This is a genomic window from Acidocella sp. C78, from assembly GCF_907164655.1.
This window is the reverse complement of sequence record NZ_CAJQZK010000073.1, coordinates 65,644-83,100: the sequence shown is the minus strand read 5'-3', so window position 1 is coordinate 83,100 and position 17,457 is coordinate 65,644. Positions and strand designations below refer to the sequence as shown.

The following is a 17,457-nucleotide window of genomic DNA, read 5'->3' as shown; positions in this document are numbered from 1 at the left end:
GCCCGGCAATCCTCGTCCGGCCGCAAAAAAACGCCCGGACGAATGGTCCGGGCGGGAGGTGCCGCCGCCGGTGCGGCGAACAGGGGCTTTCGCTCTTGCGGCGCGGGCGCCGTCGGCTGCGCCCGCGCATCCGGCGGCAGTCGGTTACATATGGAAGGCGGCCATCGCGACGCCGGCGAGGGCGGCGCCGATCACCGGGCCGACCACCGGAATGGCGGCATAGCCCCAGTCCGACCCGCCTTTGCCCGGGATCGGCAGCAGCGCGTGGGCGATGCGCGGCCCGAGATCGCGCGCCGGGTTGATCGCGTAGCCGGTGGTCCCGCCCAGCGACAGGCCGATGCCCCAGACCAGGGCCGCCACCAGATAGGGGCCCATGCCGTCGGAAATGCCGTGCGGTGCGGCGGCCTTGGAGAAGATCGCGCCGATGATGAAGGTGAGCGCGAAGGTGCCGATGATTTCGCTGATCAGGTTGGTCATGGTGTTGCGGATCGCCGGCGCGGTGCAGAACACGGCGAGTTTCAGCCCCTGATCGGGGGTTTCCTTCCAGTGCGGCAGGTATTGCAGGAAGACGAGAACGCCGCCGGCGAAGGCGCCGAGGAAGTCGCCGGCGATGGCTTGTGGAATGCCGGTCCAGTTGCCGTGATCGACGGCGATGCCGATCGCGAAGGCGGGGTTGATATAGGCCGCGGGACTGCCGCAGGCCTTGGCGACGAACACGCCCGCGAGCACCGCGAAGGCCCAGCCGGTGGTGATCACCATCCAGCCGGAATTCTGCGCCTTGGAATGGTTGAGCAGGACACCCGCCACCACACCGTCGCCGAACAGGATCAGCGTCGCGGTGCCGAGGAATTCACCCGTGAAAATGGACATTTCTGTTTCTCTTGTGGTTCGATTGGCTGTGTGATCAGTCAACCCAGGCGAAGGAGCGCTGGACCGCCTTCTTCCAGGAGCGATAGTATTTGTCGCGGGTTTCGGCGGCCATCGCCGGTTCCCAGGTCTTGTCCACGCCCCAGTTGGCGCGCAGGTCTTCGAGGTTGGCCCAGTAGCCGACCGCGAGACCGGCGGCGTAGGCGGCACCCAACGCCGTGGTTTCGGTCATTTTCGGGCGGACCACCGGGGCGTTCAGGATGTCGGCCTGGAACTGCATCAGCAATTCGTTGGCGACCATGCCGCCATCGGTCTTCAGCGTCGCCAGCCGGATGCCGGAATCCTCCTGCATCGCCTCGACCACGTCGCGCACCTGATAGGCGGTGGATTCGAGGGCGGCGCGGGCCAGATGGGCGCGGGTGGCGTAGCGCGTCAGCCCGGCGATGACGCCGCGGGCGTCGTCTTTCCAGTAGGGCGCGTAGAGGCCGGAGAAGGCGGGGACGATATAGACATCGCCATTGTCCTCGACGCTGCGGGCGAGCGGCTCGATCTGCGGGGCGACGTCGAACAGTTTCAGGTTGTCGCGCAGCCACTGCACCAGCGCGCCGGTAATCGCGATGGCCCCTTCCAGCGCGTAGCGCGGCGTCTCGTCGCCGAACTGGTAGGCGAGCGTGGTCAGCAGCCCGGCCTTGGACTGCACCGGTTCGGTGCCGGTGTTCATCAGCAGGAACGAGCCGGTGCCATAGGTGTTCTTGGCCTCGCCGGGGGCGAAGCAGGTCTGCCCGACCAGGGCGGCCTGCTGGTCGCCCAGCATGCCGGCGAGTTTGGTGCCTTGCAGCGGAGCGGTGCGGATTTCGCCATAGACGGCGGAGGAGGGCACGATGTTCGGCAGGCAGGCGCGGGGGATGCCGAAGGCGTTCAGCATGTCATCGTCCCAGGCGCAGGTCGCGAGGTCGATCAGCATGGTGCGGCTGGCGTTGGTGACGTCGGTGACGTGATGCCCGCCATTCGCCCCGCCGGTGAGATTCCAGGTGAGCCAGGAATCGACGGTGCCGAACAGCGCGTCGCCGGCCTCGGCCTTGGCTTTCGCGCCTTCGACGTTGTCGAGAATCCAGCGCAGTTTCAGCCCGGCGAAATAGGTGGCCAGCGGCAGGCCGGTTTTCGCGCGGAAGCGGTCCTGCCCGCCATCGCGGGTGAAGTGCTGCACCAGCTGGTCGGTGCGGGTGTCCATCCAGACCAGCGCGTTGCAGAGCGGCTGGCCGGTCTTGCGGTCCCACACCACCGTGGTCTCGCGCTGGTTGGTGATGCCGACGGCGGCGAGGTCGGCGGCGGTGAGGTTGGCGCGGGCGAGGGCGGCGCCGATGACCTCGTTGGTGTTGGACAGGATTTCCATGGGATCGTGCTCGACCCAGCCCGGCTTCGGATAGATCTGCCGGTGTTCCTTCTGGGCGACGGAGACGATGTTCCCTCCCTTGTCGAACACGATGAAGCGCGAGCTTGTCGTGCCCTGGTCTATGGCTCCTACATAACGCGACATTATTGTTCCTCCCTGTGGCTGTTGATGAACCAGACTAACCTCCGGATAGAGGATGCGACGGTTCCGGCCCGCGAAGTGCGGGCTGCGGGTGCGCGCGGCCCCGTTTCCGGTCAGATGGGGTGACGGCGCGCGTCATCCGTGCGCGTCCGCCGTGGCGAGTGACTGCATGAAGCGCTCGATCGCCGCGATCTCCTCGTGGGAGAGATGCAGGCCGAGCTTGCTGCGGTGCCAGACGACGTCGTCCGCGGTGCGGGCGAATTCGTGGTCGTGCAGGTAGCGCAGCTCGGCTTCGGTGAGGTCGGCGCCGAAGCCGCGGCCGAGATCCTCCATCCGCGCCGCGGCGCCGAGCAGGGCGCGGGCGCGGGTGCCGTAGGCGCGGACCAGCCGGGCGGCGAGGCGCGCGGCGAGGAAGGGATAGTCGCGCCGCAGGGACGCGACCTCGGCGGCGTAGCCCTCGGGCGGGAAATCGCCGCCGGGCAGGGCGGCCTGGCCGGTCCAGCCCTTCGCCGCGCCGCGTGCTGCGGGCAAATGCGGGGCGAGACGGTCGAGCACCGATTCGGCGAGGCGGCGATAGGTGGTGATCTTGCCGCCGAAGACCGAGAGCAGGGCCGGGCCATCGGACGGGGCGTCCATTTCCAGCACGTAGTCGCGCGTGGCGGCCTGGGCTTTCGAGGCGCCGTCGTCATAGAGCGGGCGGACGCCGGAATAGGCCCAGACGACATCCGCCGGGGTGATCGGCTTCGCGAAATAGGCGCTGGCGGAGTCGCAGAGATAGGCGATTTCCTCCGCCGAGGCGCGCACCGCCGCGGGGTCGCCGTGATAGTCGCGGTCGGTGGTGCCGATCAGGGTGAAGTCGCGCTCATAGGGGATGACGAAGAAGATCCGCCCGTCCTCGTTCTGGAAGATGTAGCAATGCTCGCCCTCGTAGAGCCGCCGGACGACGATGTGGCTGCCCTGCACGGCGCGGACCGCGGCGGGGCTGTTGGCGCGCAGCACCTGTTGCAGCACCTCGGCCACCCAGGGGCCGGCGGCGTTGACCAGGGCGCGGGCGCGGACCTTGCGGGTTTCGCCGCGCTCGTCGGTGAGGGTGAGGGTCCAGAGACCGTCCTCGCGCGCGCCGCTGACGCAGCGGGTGCGCGGGGCGATTTCGGCGCCGCGATCCGCCGCGTCGCGCGCATTGAGCACGACGAGGCGGGAATCTTCGACCCAGCAATCGGAATATTCGTATCCACGGACAAAACGAACATCGAGCGGCTGGCCCGCCGGATCGCGCCGCAGCCGCAGGGTGCGGGTGGGCGGCAGTTTTTTCCGGCCGCCGAGATGATCGTAGATGAACAGGCCGAGGCGCAGCATCCAGGCCGGGCGGAGGCCCTTGTGATGCGGCAGCACGAAGCGCAGCGGCCAGATGATGTGCGGCGCGATGCCCCAGAGCACCTCGCGCTCCATCAGCGCTTCGCGCACCAGGCGGAACTCGTAGTATTCGAGATAGCGCAGGCCGCCGTGGATCAGCTTGGTGGAAGCCGCCGAGGTGGCGCCGCCGAGATCGCCGGCCTCGCAGAGAAAGACCGACCAGCCTCGCCCCGCCGCGTCACGGGCGATGCCGCATCCGTTGATGCCGCCGCCGATGATCGCGATATCGTGGATCTCTGAAGTGTCCGGTGCGGACGCCATCAGCCAAACCTCCCGCGTTTGCGTTTCGTCGCTGCTCGCTTGTTGAAGCGAACATTAATACGAACAAAAATCGGGGGTCAATACTCAAAACGAATAGAAAAGCGAAAATGAAAGCGAAATCGGGCGGGATCAGTCGGCGACGTCGCTCTCTTCCTCGCCGGCGGTTTCCACCACCTCGGTGCCGAGGCGCTCGCACAGCTCGCGGCTTTCGGGCGTGCGCAGCCGGTCGGTCACGAGGATGTCGACATCCTTCAGATGGGCGATGCGGACCGGGGCGGAGCGGTTGAACTTGCTGCTGTCGGCGACCAGCATCACCCGCCGGGCGCATTCGATGATGGCGCGGGAGACCTGGACCTCGCGGCTGTCGAAATCGAGGAGCGTGCCGTCGCGGTCGATCGCGGAGGTGCCGATCACGGCGAAATCGGCGCGGAACTGGCGGATCTGCTCGACCGTGGTGGCGCCGACGATGCCGCCATCGGCGCGGCGCATGGTGCCGCCGGCCATGATCAGCTCGACGCCGGGCGAGCGGTAGAGCTCGGCGGCGACGTGCAGGTTGTTGGTGATGACCAGCAGGCCGCTGTGCTGGGCGAGGGCGCGGGCGACCTCTTCGGTGGTGGTGCCGATATTGATCAGCAGGGAGGAATTGTCGGGGATCAGGCGGGCCGCCGCCTCGCCGATCAGCTGCTTGACCGGCTGGGCGACCAGCTTGCGCGCGTCATAGGCGAGATTGGCGACGCTGGAGGCGATCATCGCGCCGCCGTGCACGCGGGTGAGGCGATGGACCTCGCACAATTCGTTGAGATCGCGCCGGATCGTTTGCGGGGTGACGCCGAAGCGCGTCGCCAGATCCTCGACCGAGACGCGCCCGGCCTCCTGCAGGAGGCTCATGATCTCGGCCTGCCGGCGGTTCGCCGTGCGCGGCGAGGATGATCCATCCATCAGCCCCGCCCTCCGCGCGCCTGCCACACCGCCCGCGTGTTCGTGGTTCGTGCCATGCCCTGCTCCAGCCTCCATCCGTATCGCCGTCTCTGGATAGCAAGTTCGCGGCACTTCGTCTCTGCCATCCCGCAAGGTGGGATGGGCAGGCTGCGCGATCATGGCGTTCGTTCCGCTGTGTTAGCGCGAATTTAATAGTTATATGATAATTCTTGAATTTGTGTAATAAGTTTGAGGACGAGCCGGTCATGACCAGCAACAGCCGCCAGGCTATCGCGCAGAGACTGGAATTCATCGGGCTCGATGAGCGGGTCAGGGAGCGTCTGCGGACGCTGAAGCCGGTTCTGGCGGGGGCGGTTTCCGGCGCGCTCGCCGATTTCTACGAGCGGCTGGCGCGGAGTCCGGAGGCGAGCGCGTTCTTTTCCGGCCAAGCCTCGATCGATACCGCGCAGACCCGGCAGAACGGCCACTGGACCCGCATCGCCGACGCGTTGTTCGATGACGACTATGTGGATGCGGTGACGCGGGTGGGCGAGGTGCATGCCCGGATCGGGCTTGAGCCGCGCTGGTATATCGCGGGGTATGCGCTGATCCTCGAACGTATCGTCGCCGGTGTGCTGGAGGCGCGGACGGCGAAGCCGGCCGGGCTGTTCGGCCGCCGCACCGCGCGGGCCGCCGACCCGGCGGCGGATCTCGGCGCGCTGATCAAGGCCACTTTCCTCGACATGGACCTCGCCATCGCGGTCTATCTCGATGCGCTCGACACGCGGCGCCGGGCGGTGGAGGAAAAGGCCGCCGCGACCAGCGAGGCGGTGATGGGCGCGCTGGGCAGCGCGCTCGCCGCGCTCGCCGCCGGCGACCTCTCCTATCGCATGACCGAGACGCTGCCGGACCAGTATGCGCGCCTGGCCGACGATTTCAACGACGCGCTGGCCAGGCTCGACGAAAGCTTCGGCGGGGTGAAGCGCAGCACCGGCGAGATCAATGGCGGGGTGGACGAGATTGCCCGCGCCGCCGAGGATCTCGCCCGCCGCACCGAGCAGCAGGCGGCGACGCTCGAACAGACCACCGCCGCGCTCAACGAGATCACCAACGGCGTGAAGCAGACGGCGGAAAACGCCGCCCGCGCGAACGAGGCCGCGCAATCGGCGAATGGCGCGGCCGACAAGTCCCGCGTGATCGTGGGCGATGCCGTCGCGGCGATGCGGCAGATCGAGGCGTCATCCCGCGAGATCGACCAGATCATCGGGCTGATCGACGAGGTGGCGTTCCAGACCAACCTGCTGGCGCTGAATGCGGGGGTCGAGGCGGCGCGCGCCGGCGATGCCGGGCGCGGCTTCGCCGTCGTCGCGTCCGAGGTGCGCGCGCTCGCCCATCGCTCGGCGGACGCGGCGAAATCGATCAAGCAGCTCATCGCCCGGTCGTCCAAGCAGGTGGGCGAGGGGGTTCGCCTCGTCGGCGAGACCGGGACGGCGCTGGAGATGATCACCGAAAACGTGATCGCGCTCGACCGGCTCATCACCGAAATCTCCGACTCCGCGGCGCGCCAGGCGCGCAGCCTGTCGGAGGTGAATGCCGCCGCCGGGCAGATGAACCAGGCGGTGCAGCAGAATGCCGCGATGGTGGAGCAGACGGCGGCCGCCACCGTGTCGCTCAAGGATGAAACCGCCCGGCTCGCCGGCCGCGCGGCGGGATTCCACACAAGGGAGGATGGCTTCGCGATGCCGGCGGCGGTGGAAGCGCCGGTGGCGCCGGCCGCCCGAAAGCCCCGGGCGCGGCGGCTTCCCATCCCCGCCTGAAAATTTCATATCAATCGCTCCATAATCGGGCCGCCGAAGCGATCGGGGCCTGAAAAACCGCGCGCCGCGCCCTATGTTCCGCCGGTGCGCCTTCGATGCGGGGTGCGGCCTCGCCGCGGCGCCGGGTCCTGAAACAGTGGAGAGATGAACACGATGACGAGCGACTCCGGCTACACGCCCCCGAAAATCTGGACGTGGGAACAGCCCAGCGGCGGTCATTTCGCCAGTATCAACCGCCCGATCGCCGGCCCCACCCATGAGAAGGAGCTGCCGGTCGGCCGTCATCCGCTCCAGCTGTATTCGCTGGCGACGCCCAACGGGGTGAAAGTCACCGTCATGCTGGAAGAGCTGCTCGCGCGCGGCCATGCGGGCGCCGAATACGACGCCTGGCTGATCCGCATCAACGAGGGTCACCAGTTCGGCAGCGGCTTCGTCGCCGCCAACCCCAATTCGAAGATCCCCGCCCTGGTCGACCGCAGCGGCGCGGAGCCGCGCCGGGTGTTCGAATCCGGCTCGATCCTTGTGTATCTCGCGGAAAAATTCGGCGAATTCCTGCCCCTCGATACCGATGCGCGGGCGGAGTGCTTCTCGTGGCTGTTCTGGCAGATGGGCAGCGCGCCGTATCTCGGCGGCGGGTTCGGCCATTTCTACACCTATGCGCCGGAGAAGTTCGAATATCCGATCAACCGCTTCGCGATGGAAACCAAGCGGCAGCTCGATGTGCTCGACCGCAGGCTGGCCGAGAGCGAGTATCTCGGCGGCAAGGAGTACACGATCGCCGATATCGCGGTGTTTCCGTGGTATGGCGGGCTGGTGAAGGGCTGGCTCTACAACGCCGCCGAGTTCCTCCAGGTGCATGAATACCGCAACGTGCTGCGCTGGGCCGACCAGATCTGGGAGCGCCCTGCCGTTCGCCGCGGGCGCATGGTCAACCGCGTGTTCGGCGAGCCGAGCGAACAGCTGCACGAGCGCCACGACGCCAGCGATTTCGACACGAAGACGCAGGACAAGCTGGTCCCGCAGGGCTGACTCCGCCGGCGCGCGCTTGCCGCCCGGATTGCCACCCGGACTTCAGGGTGGTGGTTCGGGTGGCGGTGCGCGCCGCCTCTGCCGCTCAGGCGGCGCCGGAGGCGGGGCGGACGATGTGCGGGCGCAGCCAGGCGTGCAGCGCCTCGCCATCCATCGGCATTGAAAACAGCGCGCCCTGGCCCTCATCGAAGCCCAGTTCGACCAGCCGGGCGCGGTCGGCCTCGGTTTCCAGACCCTCGGCGGTGAGGGTGAGGTCGACATCGTGCGCCATGCGCCCGACATGCAGCAGGATGCTGCGGCGGCGGGCATCGTCGAGCGCGTCGCGGATCAGCGCGCGGTCGATCTTCAGACGGTCGAAGCGGAAGTAATAGAGCGTCGCGATCGAGGAATAGCCGGCGCCGAAATCGTCGAGCGCGAGGCGGCAGCCCAGCGCCCGGATGGCGTCCAGAATGTCGCGGGTGGCCGGCGAGACATCGAGGATCGCGGTTTCGGTCAGTTCGAACTCGATGCGCCCGCGGGCGAGCGCGTGACGCGCCAGGGCATTGCCGATCCGTTCGAGCAGCAGCGGGTCGTGCAGCTGGACCGGGGAGAGGTTGATCGCGACGGTGACCTGCTCGGGCAGGGTGGCGGCGAAGGCGCAGGCGGCGTCGATCACATAGGCGCCGATGCGGATGATGGTGCCGTTGTGCTCGGAGGCGGGGATGAACTGGTCCGGCGGCAGGATGCCGAATTGCGGGTGTCGCCAGCGGACCAGCGCCTCGACGGTGGTGACCGCGCCGCTTTCGAGCCGGATGATGGGCTGGAACTGGAGGAAGAAGCTCTGCCGCTCGAACTCGTTGACCAGCGAGGCATCGAGCTGGCGCAGGCGGGTGGTCTGCCGGTCGTTCTCGGGGTCGAACATGCGGACGGCGCCGCGGCCGCTCGCCTTGGCGCGGTAGAGGGCGAGATCCGCCGCGTGGAGAACGTCCTCGGGCTGGATTCCGGCGCGCGTGATCATCGCGATGCCGGCGCAGCAGCCGATCGCCACCGTGATGTCGGCGAGGCGGAACGGATCGGCCAGGCGGTCGATGATGCGCCGCGTCACCGCCTCGACATCGGCGGTGGTGGCGTCGGGCAGCAGGATGGCGAATTCGTCGCCGCCGAGGCGGAAGCAGCGGTCGTGGCTGCGGACGCAGGCGAGCAGCCGGCCGGCGGCGGCCTGGAGCAGCTCGTCGCCCGCCTTGTGGCCGAAGCGGTCGTTCACCGACTTGAAATGGTCGAGATCGAGGCAGATCAGCCCGGTGCCGACGCCGACCGGGTTGGCGCAGGCCGCGTGCAGCCCCTCGTCGAACCCTATGCGGTTGCCGAGGCCGGTCAGGCTGTCGTGCCGGGCGATATGGGCGATGCGCCGTTCGGCGTTGCGGTGGGCGGTGACATCGGAGCCGACGCCGCGATAGCCGACGAACCCGCCCTCGCGGTCGAAAACCGGCTTGCCGGCGAAGGACCAGCAGCGCTCCTCGCCGGCGAAGAACAGCGGCGCGCTCTTTTCGTTGAAGGTTTCGCGCCGGCCGATGCGGTAGAGGAGGTTGCCGATCGCCGGGGCGCAGGTCTGCTCGGGGTCGGTCCGGCCATGCTCGACGAGAAAGCGCACCAGCGACTGGCCGGCGAGCGCCTCCGGCGTGGTGCGCGCGGCCTCGGCGAAGCGCAAGGAGGGGCGGAGCAGGGTGAGCGCCGCGTCGGTCTCCCAGAGGAAATCGCTCGCCCCTTCCTCGAAATCGCGCAGCAGGAGGTTGATCACCTCGCTCTGGCGTTCCGCTTCCAGCCGGCGGAATTCGCGCTCCATCGTGTTGGCGTTGACATAGAGGATGGTGGTGAAGGTCAGCAGGGCGTAGCTGCCGAGGCCGACAAGGGCGGTCGCGGAGGGATGCGCCGTGCTCGTGATCAGCGCGATGGCGGCACCGGCGGTGACCGGCGCCCAGTAGAGCAGGGCGTAGAGCGCCGGGCCGGAAAAGGCGGCGGTGGAGATGAGGCCGACCATGATGGCGTAGACGAGGCTCTCCTGCGGCCCGCTGGCATGGCGCAGCCCGCCGATTTCGATACAGGCCCAGAACACGCCGATCAGCAGCGCGAGGCCGCAGAACAGCACCTTGAACACGGAGGGCTGCGGCTCGGCGGCGCGGCGCGACCAGAGGGCGGCGACCGTGATGAGCAGGATGTAGCAGGTGGCGAGGCCGCCGAGCCCGGCGGCGATGAGCGGGGCGCGCGTCAGCTGGTCGCGGAATTCATGGCCGAGGATCGCGGCCACGGTGCCGCCGGTGATGACCATGCGCGGCACCAGCGCCGCCCGCGTGTCAAGCAGGGAAATCTCGATCTGCCGCCTGGTCTGGGACGGGAGGTCGCGCAGCGTGTGGCGCGGGGCTTTCATGGCCCCGGCAAGCCTGGCTCAAATGTGGACAAATCAAATGCGAGTTTCATTTCTCTGACATTCGTAACGATTATGAATTAAAATTATGAATTTGAGATTAAGGCAGATGGGCGCGATTGCAAATTGCGATCATCAGTTATGTGCGCGTCGGGCGCGCGGAAGGCCTGTATTGTAACGTAACGCAACAGTTTCATCGCCGCGGGCGCGCACCGGCCCGGCGGCGATGACCGCGGGGGCCGCGTCAGCCGCGGGCGACGAAGTTTTCGAGCCAGTGGATCGTGTAGTCGCCGGCGCAAAAGCCGGGATCGTCGAGAATGCGCAGGTGCAGCGGAATCGTGGTGCGGATGCCGGACAGGGCGAATTCGCCGAGCGCGCGGCGCATCCGGGCGATCGCCTCGGCGCGGTCGCGGCCATGGACGATCAGCTTGGCGACCAGGCTGTCATAATGCGGGGGGATGCGGTAGCCGGCGTAGAGCGCCGAATCGAGCCGCACGCCGAGCCCGCCGGGGCGTGGAACACCTCGACCTTGCCCGGCGAGGGGGTGAAGGTTTCGGGTCTTCGGCGGTGATGCGGCACTCGATGGCGTGGCCGTTGAAGCGGATATCGGCTTGGCCGTAGCCGAGCCGCTCGCCGGCGGCGATGCGGATCTGCTCGCGCACGAGATCGACGCCGGTGACCATTTCGGTGACCGGATGCTCGACCTGCAGGCGGGTGTTCATCTCGATGAAGGCGAACTGGCCGTCCTGGTAGAGGAATTCGAGCGTGCCGGCGTTGCGGTAGCCGAACCTGGCCAGCGCCGCGGTGGCGATCTCGCCCAGGCGGTCGCGCTCCTCGCGGGTGATGCCGGGCGAGCCGGCCTCTTCGAGCAGTTTCTGGTGGCGGCGCTGGAGCGAGCAGTCGCGCTCGCCGAAATGCACCACGCTGCCGTGATTGTCGCCCATCACCTGAAGCTCGACATGGCGCGGCCGGTCGAGATATTTCTCGATATAGACGGCGTTGTTGCCGAAGGCGGCGCCGGCCTCGGCGCGGGCGGTGCGGAAGGCTTCCTCGACCTCGTCGAGCGTGCGGGCGACCTTCATGCCGCGCCCGCCGCCGCCGGCCGCGGCCTTGATCAGCACCGGACAGCCTATTTCGGCGGCGACGCGCTTCGCCGCCTCGACATCCGGCACCTCGCCGTCCGAGCCGGGGACGAGCGGCACGCCGAGATCGGCCATCGTCGTCTTGGCGGTGATCTTGTCGCCCATCATGCGGATATGGGTGGGCGAGGGGCCGATGAAGGCGAGGCCGTGGGCTTCCACCATCTCGGCGAAATCGGCGTTTTCCGAGAGGAAGCCGTAGCCGGGATGCACCGCCTCGGCGCCGGTGATCAGCGCGGCACTGATCAGGGCGGGCATGTTGAGATAGGAGTCGCGCGCCGGGGCGGGGCCGATGCAGACACTTTCATCGGCCAGGCGCACATGCATCGCATCGGCATCGGCGGTGGAATGCACCGCGACGGTGGCGATGCCCATCTCGCGACAGGCGCGCTGGACCCGGAGCGCGATTTCGCCGCGATTGGCGATCAGGATTTTCGAGAACACGGACGCGCGCCGCCTATTCGACGATGACCAGCGGCTCGTCGTATTCGACCGGCTGGCCGGAGGCGACGAGGATGGATTTCACGGTGCCGGCGCGCGGCGCCTTGATCTGGTTGAAGGTCTTCATCGCCTCGATCAGCAGCAGCGTCTGCCCGGCCTCGACCGTGGCGCCGACGCTGATGAACGGCGCGGCCCCCGGCTCGGCCGAGAGATAGGCGACGCCGACCATCGGCGATTTCACCGTGCCGGGATGGTTGGCGGCGGCGGGGGCGGCTTCCGGCGCCGCGGCGGCGGGTGCCGGTGCGCCCGGCGCCATACCCGGCGCCATTCCTTGCGGCATCGCGTAGGGCGGGGCCGGATAGGCCGGGGCGGCGACGAACTGCGCCGCCTGCGCGCTGGCGCGGGCGAGGCGCAGCCGGCGGTCGCCTTCCTCAAGCTCGATCTCGGCGAGGTCGCCATCCTTGAGAAGGGCGGCGAGGGCGCGCAGCACCTCGGGGTCGAAGGAGAGACTCATGCTTCCTGCTCCACAATCTCGGCGATCGCCTGAAGCGCCAGCCGGTAGCCGGTGAACCCAAGGCCGCAGATCACGCCGCGCGCGGCCTGCGACACGTAGGAGTGATGGCGGAACGCCTCGCGCTGGTGGATGTTGGACAGATGCACCTCGATGACCGGAAGGTCGACCGCGTGCAGCGCGTCCATCAGCGCGATCGAGGTGTGCGAGTAGCCCGCCGGATTGATGACGATGCCGGCGGCGCGGCCGCGGCATTCCTGCACCCAGGTGATCAGCTCGCCCTCGCCGTTGGTCTGGCGGAAATCGATGGCGAGGCCCAGCTCCTCGGCCGCCTCGGCGCAGAGCGCCTCGAGATCGTCGAGGGTCTGGATGCCGTAGATTTCGGGCTCGCGCAGACCCAGCATGTTGAGGTTCGGACCGTTCAGCACGGCGATCAGCGGTACAGGCATGATGCGCGCCTATCACAGCCCGGCGGAAAGGGAAACCGGCGAGGGTTCGAGCGTGGTTTTCCCGGTGGGCGCATCGAGGATGTAGGTCGGCAGCGCGTGGCCGGAAATCGTGCCGCGCAGGGCGGCGATCAGCGCCCGCCCGGCGGCGATCGGCACATGGAAGCGGGCGGTGCCGGGGGCGGGGTCGAGCTGGTGCAGGTAATAGGGTTTCACGCCGCAGCCGAGCATGGTCTCGAACAGGGCGCGCAGCGCCTCCGCCGTGTCGTTGACGCCGCGCAGCAGCACCGACTGGCCGAGCAGCGGGATGCCGGCGCGGCGCAGCGCCGCCAGCGCGGCCCGGGCCTCGGCGCCGAATTCGCGCGCGTGGTTGGCGTGCAGCACGAGGAAGAGCGGCGGGTCGAGATCGAGGGCGGCGAGCAGGGCGGGCGTGATCCGCGCCGGGTCGGCGACCGGCACGCGGGTGTGCAGCCGCAGCCGGCTGATATGCGGGATCGCGCGCAGCCGGGCGAAGATCGCGCCAAGGCGGCGGGGCGAGAGGATGAGCGGATCGCCGCCGGTCAGGATCACCTCGCGCACGGCGTCGTGACCCTCCAGCCAGGCGAACGCCGCCTCAAGCTCGGCTTCGGAGAGCACGCCGCCTTCCGGGCCGACATGCTCGCGGCGGAAGCAGAAGCGGCAATAGACCGGGCAGGCGAGGGTGGGCTTGAGCAGCGCGCGATCGGGGTAGCGGTGGACGATGCCGGGCACCGGGGAGAGCGCGTCGTCGCCGATCGGGTCGGCGCGCTCGTGCGGGGCGGTTTCAAGCTCGGCGGGGTCGGGGATGAACTGAAGGCCGATCGGGTCGGAGGGATCGCCGATCAGGGCGGCGAGCGGGGCGGGGATCGCGGTGGCGTAGCGCGCGGCGACGGCCTCCAGCGCGGCCCGGGCGGCGGGCGGGGCGAGCCCGGCCTCGATCAGCTGGTTTGCGGTGCGGAGCGTGGGAGTGGCCATGCGGCGGTGCTATCCTGCGGCGCATGGCCAGACAAGCATTCGATCCCGACCGCCTCGCCGCCCGGCTGCCCTTCCTGCGGCGGCGCGGGCTGCTCGCGCAGGCGACGCGCGCCTTCTTCGCCGCGCGCGGCTACACGGAAGTGGAGACGCCGTATCTGGTGCCGGCGCCGGGCGAGGAGGTGCATCTCGCCGCCCTTTCGACCACGGTGCACGCGCCGGATGGCGCGGCGGCGCGGCAATGGCTGCATACCAGCCCCGAATTCGCGATGAAGAAGCTGCTCGCCGGCGATGCCGGGCCGATCTTCCAGCTCGCCCGGGTCTGGCGCGACCATGAGGGGTCGGACACGCATGCGCCGGAATTCACCATGCTGGAATGGTATCGCCCCGGCGCCGGATTGTCGTCCCTGATCGAGGAGACGGTGCAATTCCTCCGCGCGGTGCTGCCGCCGGTGGTGACGTGCCGGGGGGTGACGACGGAGCTTGCCAGGATCGAGGTGCTGAGCGTCGCCGAGGCGTTCGACCGGCATTGCGGCGTGGATGTGCTGGCGAGTGTGGGCGATGCTCATCGCCTCGCCGCCGATGCCGGGGTGGCGCGGCGCGACGGCGAGGACTGGGAGGACCTGTTCTTCCGCCTCATGCTCGGGCGGATCGAGCCGCATCTCGGGCGGACGCACCCCACCGTCCTGACCGGCTGGCCGGCGCCGCTGGCAGCCCTCGCGCGGCGGCGGGCGGATGACCCGCGCGTCGCCGAGCGGTTCGAGCTTTACGTGTGCGGGATGGAGCTTGCCAACGCCTTCGCCGAGCTGACCGACCCGGCCGAGCAGCGGGCGCGGTTCGAGGCCGACCGGGCGCGGCGGCACGCGCTTTACGGCCGCGAGGACTGGCCGCTCGATGAAGATTTCATGGCGGCGGTGGGGCGGATGCCGGAGTGCGCGGGGATTGCCCTGGGGTTCGACCGGCTGGCGATGATCGCCGCCGGGGCGCCGCGCATCACCGATGTGTTATGGCTCTGATATAAGCGGGAAACGCACCCACTGTAGATATTGCACATCATCAACGGGCCGAGGCCCGGAAACCAAGGAGCGTAGGATGCGAAGGACGCTTGTTCTGGCCGCGCCGGTCGCGGCATTGATGCTCGCGGGTTGCGCGGTGGGGCCAAGCCTCGCCGAGCGGATGTCGGGCTATGTCGGACGGCCCGAATCGGCGCTGGTGGCAGCACTCGGCGTGCCGGACCGCAGGATCACGGTCGATGGCACGACCTATTTCGCCTATGTCGAGCGGTCATATGGCTACCAGCCGGGGGTCGGCGCGCCCTATCCGGGGTTCTATGGCCCGTATTACGGCCCTATTACGGACCGGTCTTCCCGCCCGAGACGTATGCGCGGCACTGCACCGTCACCTTCGCGCTGAAGGGCGGGATGGTGAAGACCTTCGCCCTGCGCGGCAACGATTGCTGAATGTTTTCCCCGGCGCGGCGCTGCCGGCCGCGCTGGACCGGGGCGGTCCGCGGGGTTAGAGCGTCACTCGATCGGACGGAGCGGGTCCGCGGCCGGAACGACAAGGGGGAAGGTGGCATGCGTGAGGGCGATCTCGACCTGTTGCGGCGGATGTTCGCGGCCGCGGTGGATGCGGCTTCGCCCTCGCGCCGCGTGGCGCCGCATCTGCCGCCGCGCCGAAGGGGCGGACCGTGGTGATCGGCGCCGGCAAGGCGGCGGCGGCGATGGCCGAGGCGGTCGAGGCGCACTGGCCGGCGGCGGCGCCGATGTCCGGCCTCGTGGTGACCCGCTACGGGCACGGGTCCGAAAAACCGCTCCGGCGGATCGAGGTGGTCGAGGCGTCGCATCCGGTGCCGGATGAAGCCGGGCAGGCGGCGGCGGCGCGCATCCTCGGGATGGTGCGGGGGCTTTCCGCCGACGATCTCGTTCTCGTGCTGATGTCCGGCGGCGCCTCGGCGCTGCTCGCGCTGCCGGCGCCGGGGATTTCGCTGGCCGACAAGCAGGCGGTGAACCGCGCCCTGCTGAAGAGCGGCGCCAACATCCAGGCGATGAACTGCGTGCGCAAGCATCTCTCGGCGATCAAGGGCGGGCGGCTGGCCGCGGCGGCGGCGCCGGCGGCGATCGTGACATTGATGATTTCCGACGTGCCGGGCGACGATCCCTCGGTGATCGGCTCGGGGCCGACGGTGCCGGACGCCACCACGCTGGAGGATGCGCGGGAGATTCTGCGCCGCGCCGGGATCGCGGTGCCCGCGCCGGTCGCCGCCTGGCTGGCGCGGCCGGAGGCGGAGACGCCGAAGCCCGGCGATGCGGCCTTCGCCCGCGCCCGCGAGGTGATGATCGCGACGCCCTTCGCCTCGCTGGAGGCGGCGGCGTCGGTCGCGCGGGCGGAAGGGGTGACGCCGCTGATCCTCGGCGATGCGATCGAGGGCGAGGCGCGCGAGGTGGCGGCGGTGATGGCGGGCATGGCGCGGAGCTGTGCCGCGCATGGCGCGCCGCTCGCCCCGCCCTGCGCGCTGATTTCGGGCGGGGAGACGACGGTGACGGTGCGCGGCGGCGGGCGCGGCGGGCGGAACCTCGAATTTCTCGCCGGGCTCGCGGTCGCGCTCGGCGGCGCGCCGGGCATTCACGCCATCGCCGGGGATACCGACGGGATCGACGGCACCGAGGACAATGCGGGTGCGGTGCTGGCGCCGGACACGCTGGCCCGCGCCCGGGCGCTGGGCATCGACCCCGCAGCGCGGCTCGCCGACAATGACGGGTATGGCCTGTTCGCCGCGCTCGGCGATCTCGTGGTGACCGGGCCGACCCGCACCAATGTCAACGATTTCCGGGCGATCCTGATCCGCTGATCCTGTTGTCTCCGGCGCGGGCGAGCGGGGGCTGGGAGATGCCCGCCGCCTTGCCTTCGGGGCCGCAGATCGTCGCGGCGAGGGGGATTGTGGCCGCGCCGCCCGGCCAGGCGATGCGCAGGGCGGCGACCTTCATGCAGGCGTTGCGGGTGTAGACCGGGCCGTCCACCCAGCGCAGCGCGGTCGTCGCCACCGCCCCGGCGGCGAGGCGGACCGGCAGCACGACCGGGCCGGGATGCATCCCGAACGGTGGGCGGCGGGTGATCGGCAGGCGGCGATGCGCGGCATCGAGGAATACCAACGTCGGCAAGCCGGGCAGGGTGCAGGGCGCCGGGCCGCGATTGCGCAGCGCGAGACGCGTGCCGGAATGCGACATGCCAACGAACGCGCCGCCTTCGGAATCGGCGCGTGCCACGATCCGCGTGCCGGCGCAGGCCGTCACCGCCGCTGGCCGGGCGCAGCCCGCCACCAGCAGGGGCAGGGCGAAGCCGGCCGCCGCCGCCCTCACTTCGGCTCGTAGCCGGGCTTCTTGTAGAGCGTGTCGGGCTTCGCGCGGATGTCGGGCTCGAAGACCGTCTCGGTCCAGTGTTCGGGATCGACATCCTCGATGCTGACCGACACGGCCGCCTCGCTGCTGCCGGCCGAGGCCATGATGGCCTGGGTGACGGCCTCGGCGATCTGCTGCTTCTGCGCCGGGCTGCGGCCGGCATAGAGCTTGACGATGACATGGGGCATGGCGCGGGCTCCTGTTCTGGCGTGGGGCGAGACTACACCGGCGCGGGCGGCGCGGGCAGGGGTGGCGGAGCGGCGGAGGGTGCTGGACCGATGGAATGATATAA

General features: G+C 69.4%; 14 protein-coding genes and 2 pseudogenes. 5 read left to right on the top strand and 11 right to left on the bottom strand.

What is annotated here, in order from left to right; translation table 11 throughout:
• Positions 1-144: 144 nt before the first annotated feature.
• The 4 genes from ACIDOCELLA78_RS90585 to ACIDOCELLA78_RS90570 form a co-directional block, all read right to left on the bottom strand.
• A complete protein-coding gene (locus ACIDOCELLA78_RS90585) occupies positions 145-870 on the bottom strand; it encodes an MIP/aquaporin family protein (protein ID WP_201728959.1) in 726 nt (241 codons plus the stop codon).
• 34 nt (positions 871-904) lie between these two features.
• Entirely contained in the window at positions 905-2,404 is a 1,500-nt protein-coding gene (gene glpK / locus ACIDOCELLA78_RS90580; protein WP_214006284.1) for a glycerol kinase GlpK, read from the bottom strand.
• A gap of 132 nt (positions 2,405-2,536) precedes the next feature.
• A complete protein-coding gene (gene glpD, locus ACIDOCELLA78_RS90575; protein ID WP_201728958.1) occupies positions 2,537-4,075 on the bottom strand; it encodes a glycerol-3-phosphate dehydrogenase in 1,539 nt (512 codons plus the stop codon).
• Between the two features lie 129 nt (positions 4,076-4,204).
• The gene (locus ACIDOCELLA78_RS90570; RefSeq protein ID WP_201728957.1) at positions 4,205-5,014 is read right to left on the bottom strand and encodes a DeoR/GlpR family DNA-binding transcription regulator; all 810 of its coding nucleotides are present in this window, start codon (positions 5,012-5,014) and stop codon (positions 4,205-4,207) included.
• A gap of 245 nt (positions 5,015-5,259) precedes the next feature.
• Between ACIDOCELLA78_RS90570 and ACIDOCELLA78_RS90565 the strand changes: the two genes are divergently transcribed.
• Both ACIDOCELLA78_RS90565 and yghU read left to right on the top strand, forming a co-directional pair.
• The gene (locus ACIDOCELLA78_RS90565) at positions 5,260-6,810 is read left to right on the top strand and encodes a globin-coupled sensor protein (RefSeq protein ID WP_201728956.1); all 1,551 of its coding nucleotides are present in this window, start codon (positions 5,260-5,262) and stop codon (positions 6,808-6,810) included.
• A 153-nt stretch (positions 6,811-6,963) separates the two neighbouring features.
• Positions 6,964-7,839: a glutathione-dependent disulfide-bond oxidoreductase gene (gene yghU, locus ACIDOCELLA78_RS90560; protein WP_201728963.1), complete on the top strand. Its 876-nt coding sequence runs from the start codon at positions 6,964-6,966 to the stop codon at positions 7,837-7,839.
• Between the two features lie 85 nt (positions 7,840-7,924).
• Here yghU and ACIDOCELLA78_RS90555 read toward each other — a convergent pair whose 3' ends face one another.
• From ACIDOCELLA78_RS90555 to ACIDOCELLA78_RS90535, 5 genes and pseudogenes are all read right to left on the bottom strand, one after another.
• Positions 7,925-10,243, bottom strand: coding sequence for a bifunctional diguanylate cyclase/phosphodiesterase (locus ACIDOCELLA78_RS90555; protein ID WP_201728955.1), 2,319 nt, complete (start codon positions 10,241-10,243; stop codon positions 7,925-7,927).
• Between the two features lie 241 nt (positions 10,244-10,484).
• A pseudogene (accC, locus tag ACIDOCELLA78_RS90550) lies at positions 10,485-11,823 on the bottom strand (acetyl-CoA carboxylase biotin carboxylase subunit).
• 13 nt (positions 11,824-11,836) lie between these two features.
• The gene (gene accB / locus ACIDOCELLA78_RS90545) at positions 11,837-12,334 is read right to left on the bottom strand and encodes an acetyl-CoA carboxylase biotin carboxyl carrier protein (protein ID WP_201728954.1); all 498 of its coding nucleotides are present in this window, start codon (positions 12,332-12,334) and stop codon (positions 11,837-11,839) included.
• The gene (gene aroQ / locus ACIDOCELLA78_RS90540; RefSeq protein ID WP_201728953.1) at positions 12,331-12,780 is read right to left on the bottom strand and encodes a type II 3-dehydroquinate dehydratase; all 450 of its coding nucleotides are present in this window, start codon (positions 12,778-12,780) and stop codon (positions 12,331-12,333) included. Before aroQ ends, accB begins: the two co-directional genes overlap by 4 nt.
• 12 nt (positions 12,781-12,792) lie before the next feature.
• Complete coding sequence (locus tag ACIDOCELLA78_RS90535) at positions 12,793-13,770, bottom strand: lysine-2,3-aminomutase-like protein (RefSeq protein WP_201728952.1); 978 nt, start codon at positions 13,768-13,770, stop codon at positions 12,793-12,795.
• 23 nt (positions 13,771-13,793) lie between these two features.
• On the opposite strand from ACIDOCELLA78_RS90535, the gene epmA reads away from it, so the two are divergent.
• The 3 genes and pseudogenes from epmA (at position 13,794) to ACIDOCELLA78_RS90520 (ending at position 16,618) form a co-directional block, all read left to right on the top strand.
• The gene (gene epmA / locus ACIDOCELLA78_RS90530; protein ID WP_201728951.1) at positions 13,794-14,783 is read left to right on the top strand and encodes an EF-P lysine aminoacylase EpmA; all 990 of its coding nucleotides are present in this window, start codon (positions 13,794-13,796) and stop codon (positions 14,781-14,783) included.
• Positions 14,784-14,859: 76 nt separating this feature from the next.
• A complete protein-coding gene (locus ACIDOCELLA78_RS90525) occupies positions 14,860-15,180 on the top strand; it encodes a hypothetical protein (protein WP_249676009.1) in 321 nt (106 codons plus the stop codon).
• 164 nt (positions 15,181-15,344) lie between these two features.
• Positions 15,345-16,618: pseudogene (locus ACIDOCELLA78_RS90520) on the top strand (glycerate kinase).
• Here ACIDOCELLA78_RS90520 and ACIDOCELLA78_RS90515 read toward each other — a convergent pair.
• Together ACIDOCELLA78_RS90515 and ACIDOCELLA78_RS90510 are read right to left on the bottom strand one after the other, a co-directional pair.
• Positions 16,587-17,126 (bottom strand): DUF4232 domain-containing protein, encoded by a 540-nt coding sequence (locus tag ACIDOCELLA78_RS90515; RefSeq protein ID WP_201728950.1) that lies wholly within the window; start codon positions 17,124-17,126, stop codon positions 16,587-16,589. The pseudogene ACIDOCELLA78_RS90520 and the gene ACIDOCELLA78_RS90515 sit on opposite strands and share 32 nt — an antisense overlap.
• On the bottom strand, positions 17,123-17,353 hold the full coding sequence (locus ACIDOCELLA78_RS90510; protein WP_201728949.1) for a tautomerase family protein: 231 nt from the start codon (positions 17,351-17,353) through the stop codon (positions 17,123-17,125). The genes ACIDOCELLA78_RS90515 and ACIDOCELLA78_RS90510 overlap by 4 nt, the downstream gene beginning before the upstream one ends.
• Positions 17,354-17,457 lie beyond the last annotated feature (104 nt).

Bases quoted from the DNA above. Each gene is read 5' to 3' on its own strand.
- ACIDOCELLA78_RS90585 (WP_201728959.1), bottom strand. From the start codon at position 870: ATGTCCATTTTCACGGGTGAATTCCTCGGCACCGCGACGCTGATCCTG.
- glpK (WP_214006284.1), bottom strand. From the start codon at position 2,404: ATGTCGCGTTATGTAGGAGCCATAGACCAGGGCACGACAAGCTCGCGC.
- glpD (WP_201728958.1), bottom strand. From the start codon at position 4,075: ATGGCGTCCGCACCGGACACTTCAGAGATCCACGATATCGCGATCATC.
- ACIDOCELLA78_RS90570 (WP_201728957.1), bottom strand. From the start codon at position 5,014: ATGGATGGATCATCCTCGCCGCGCACGGCGAACCGCCGGCAGGCCGAG.
- ACIDOCELLA78_RS90565 (WP_201728956.1), top strand. From the start codon at position 5,260: ATGACCAGCAACAGCCGCCAGGCTATCGCGCAGAGACTGGAATTCATC.
- yghU (WP_201728963.1), top strand. From the start codon at position 6,964: ATGACGAGCGACTCCGGCTACACGCCCCCGAAAATCTGGACGTGGGAA.
- ACIDOCELLA78_RS90555 (WP_201728955.1), bottom strand. From the start codon at position 10,243: ATGAAAGCCCCGCGCCACACGCTGCGCGACCTCCCGTCCCAGACCAGG.
- accB (WP_201728954.1), bottom strand. From the start codon at position 12,334: ATGAGTCTCTCCTTCGACCCCGAGGTGCTGCGCGCCCTCGCCGCCCTT.
- aroQ (WP_201728953.1), bottom strand. From the start codon at position 12,780: ATGCCTGTACCGCTGATCGCCGTGCTGAACGGTCCGAACCTCAACATG.
- ACIDOCELLA78_RS90535 (WP_201728952.1), bottom strand. From the start codon at position 13,770: ATGGCCACTCCCACGCTCCGCACCGCAAACCAGCTGATCGAGGCCGGG.
- epmA (WP_201728951.1), top strand. From the start codon at position 13,794: ATGGCCAGACAAGCATTCGATCCCGACCGCCTCGCCGCCCGGCTGCCC.
- ACIDOCELLA78_RS90525 (WP_249676009.1), top strand. From the start codon at position 14,860: ATGCGAAGGACGCTTGTTCTGGCCGCGCCGGTCGCGGCATTGATGCTC.
- ACIDOCELLA78_RS90510 (WP_201728949.1), bottom strand. From the start codon at position 17,353: ATGCCCCATGTCATCGTCAAGCTCTATGCCGGCCGCAGCCCGGCGCAG.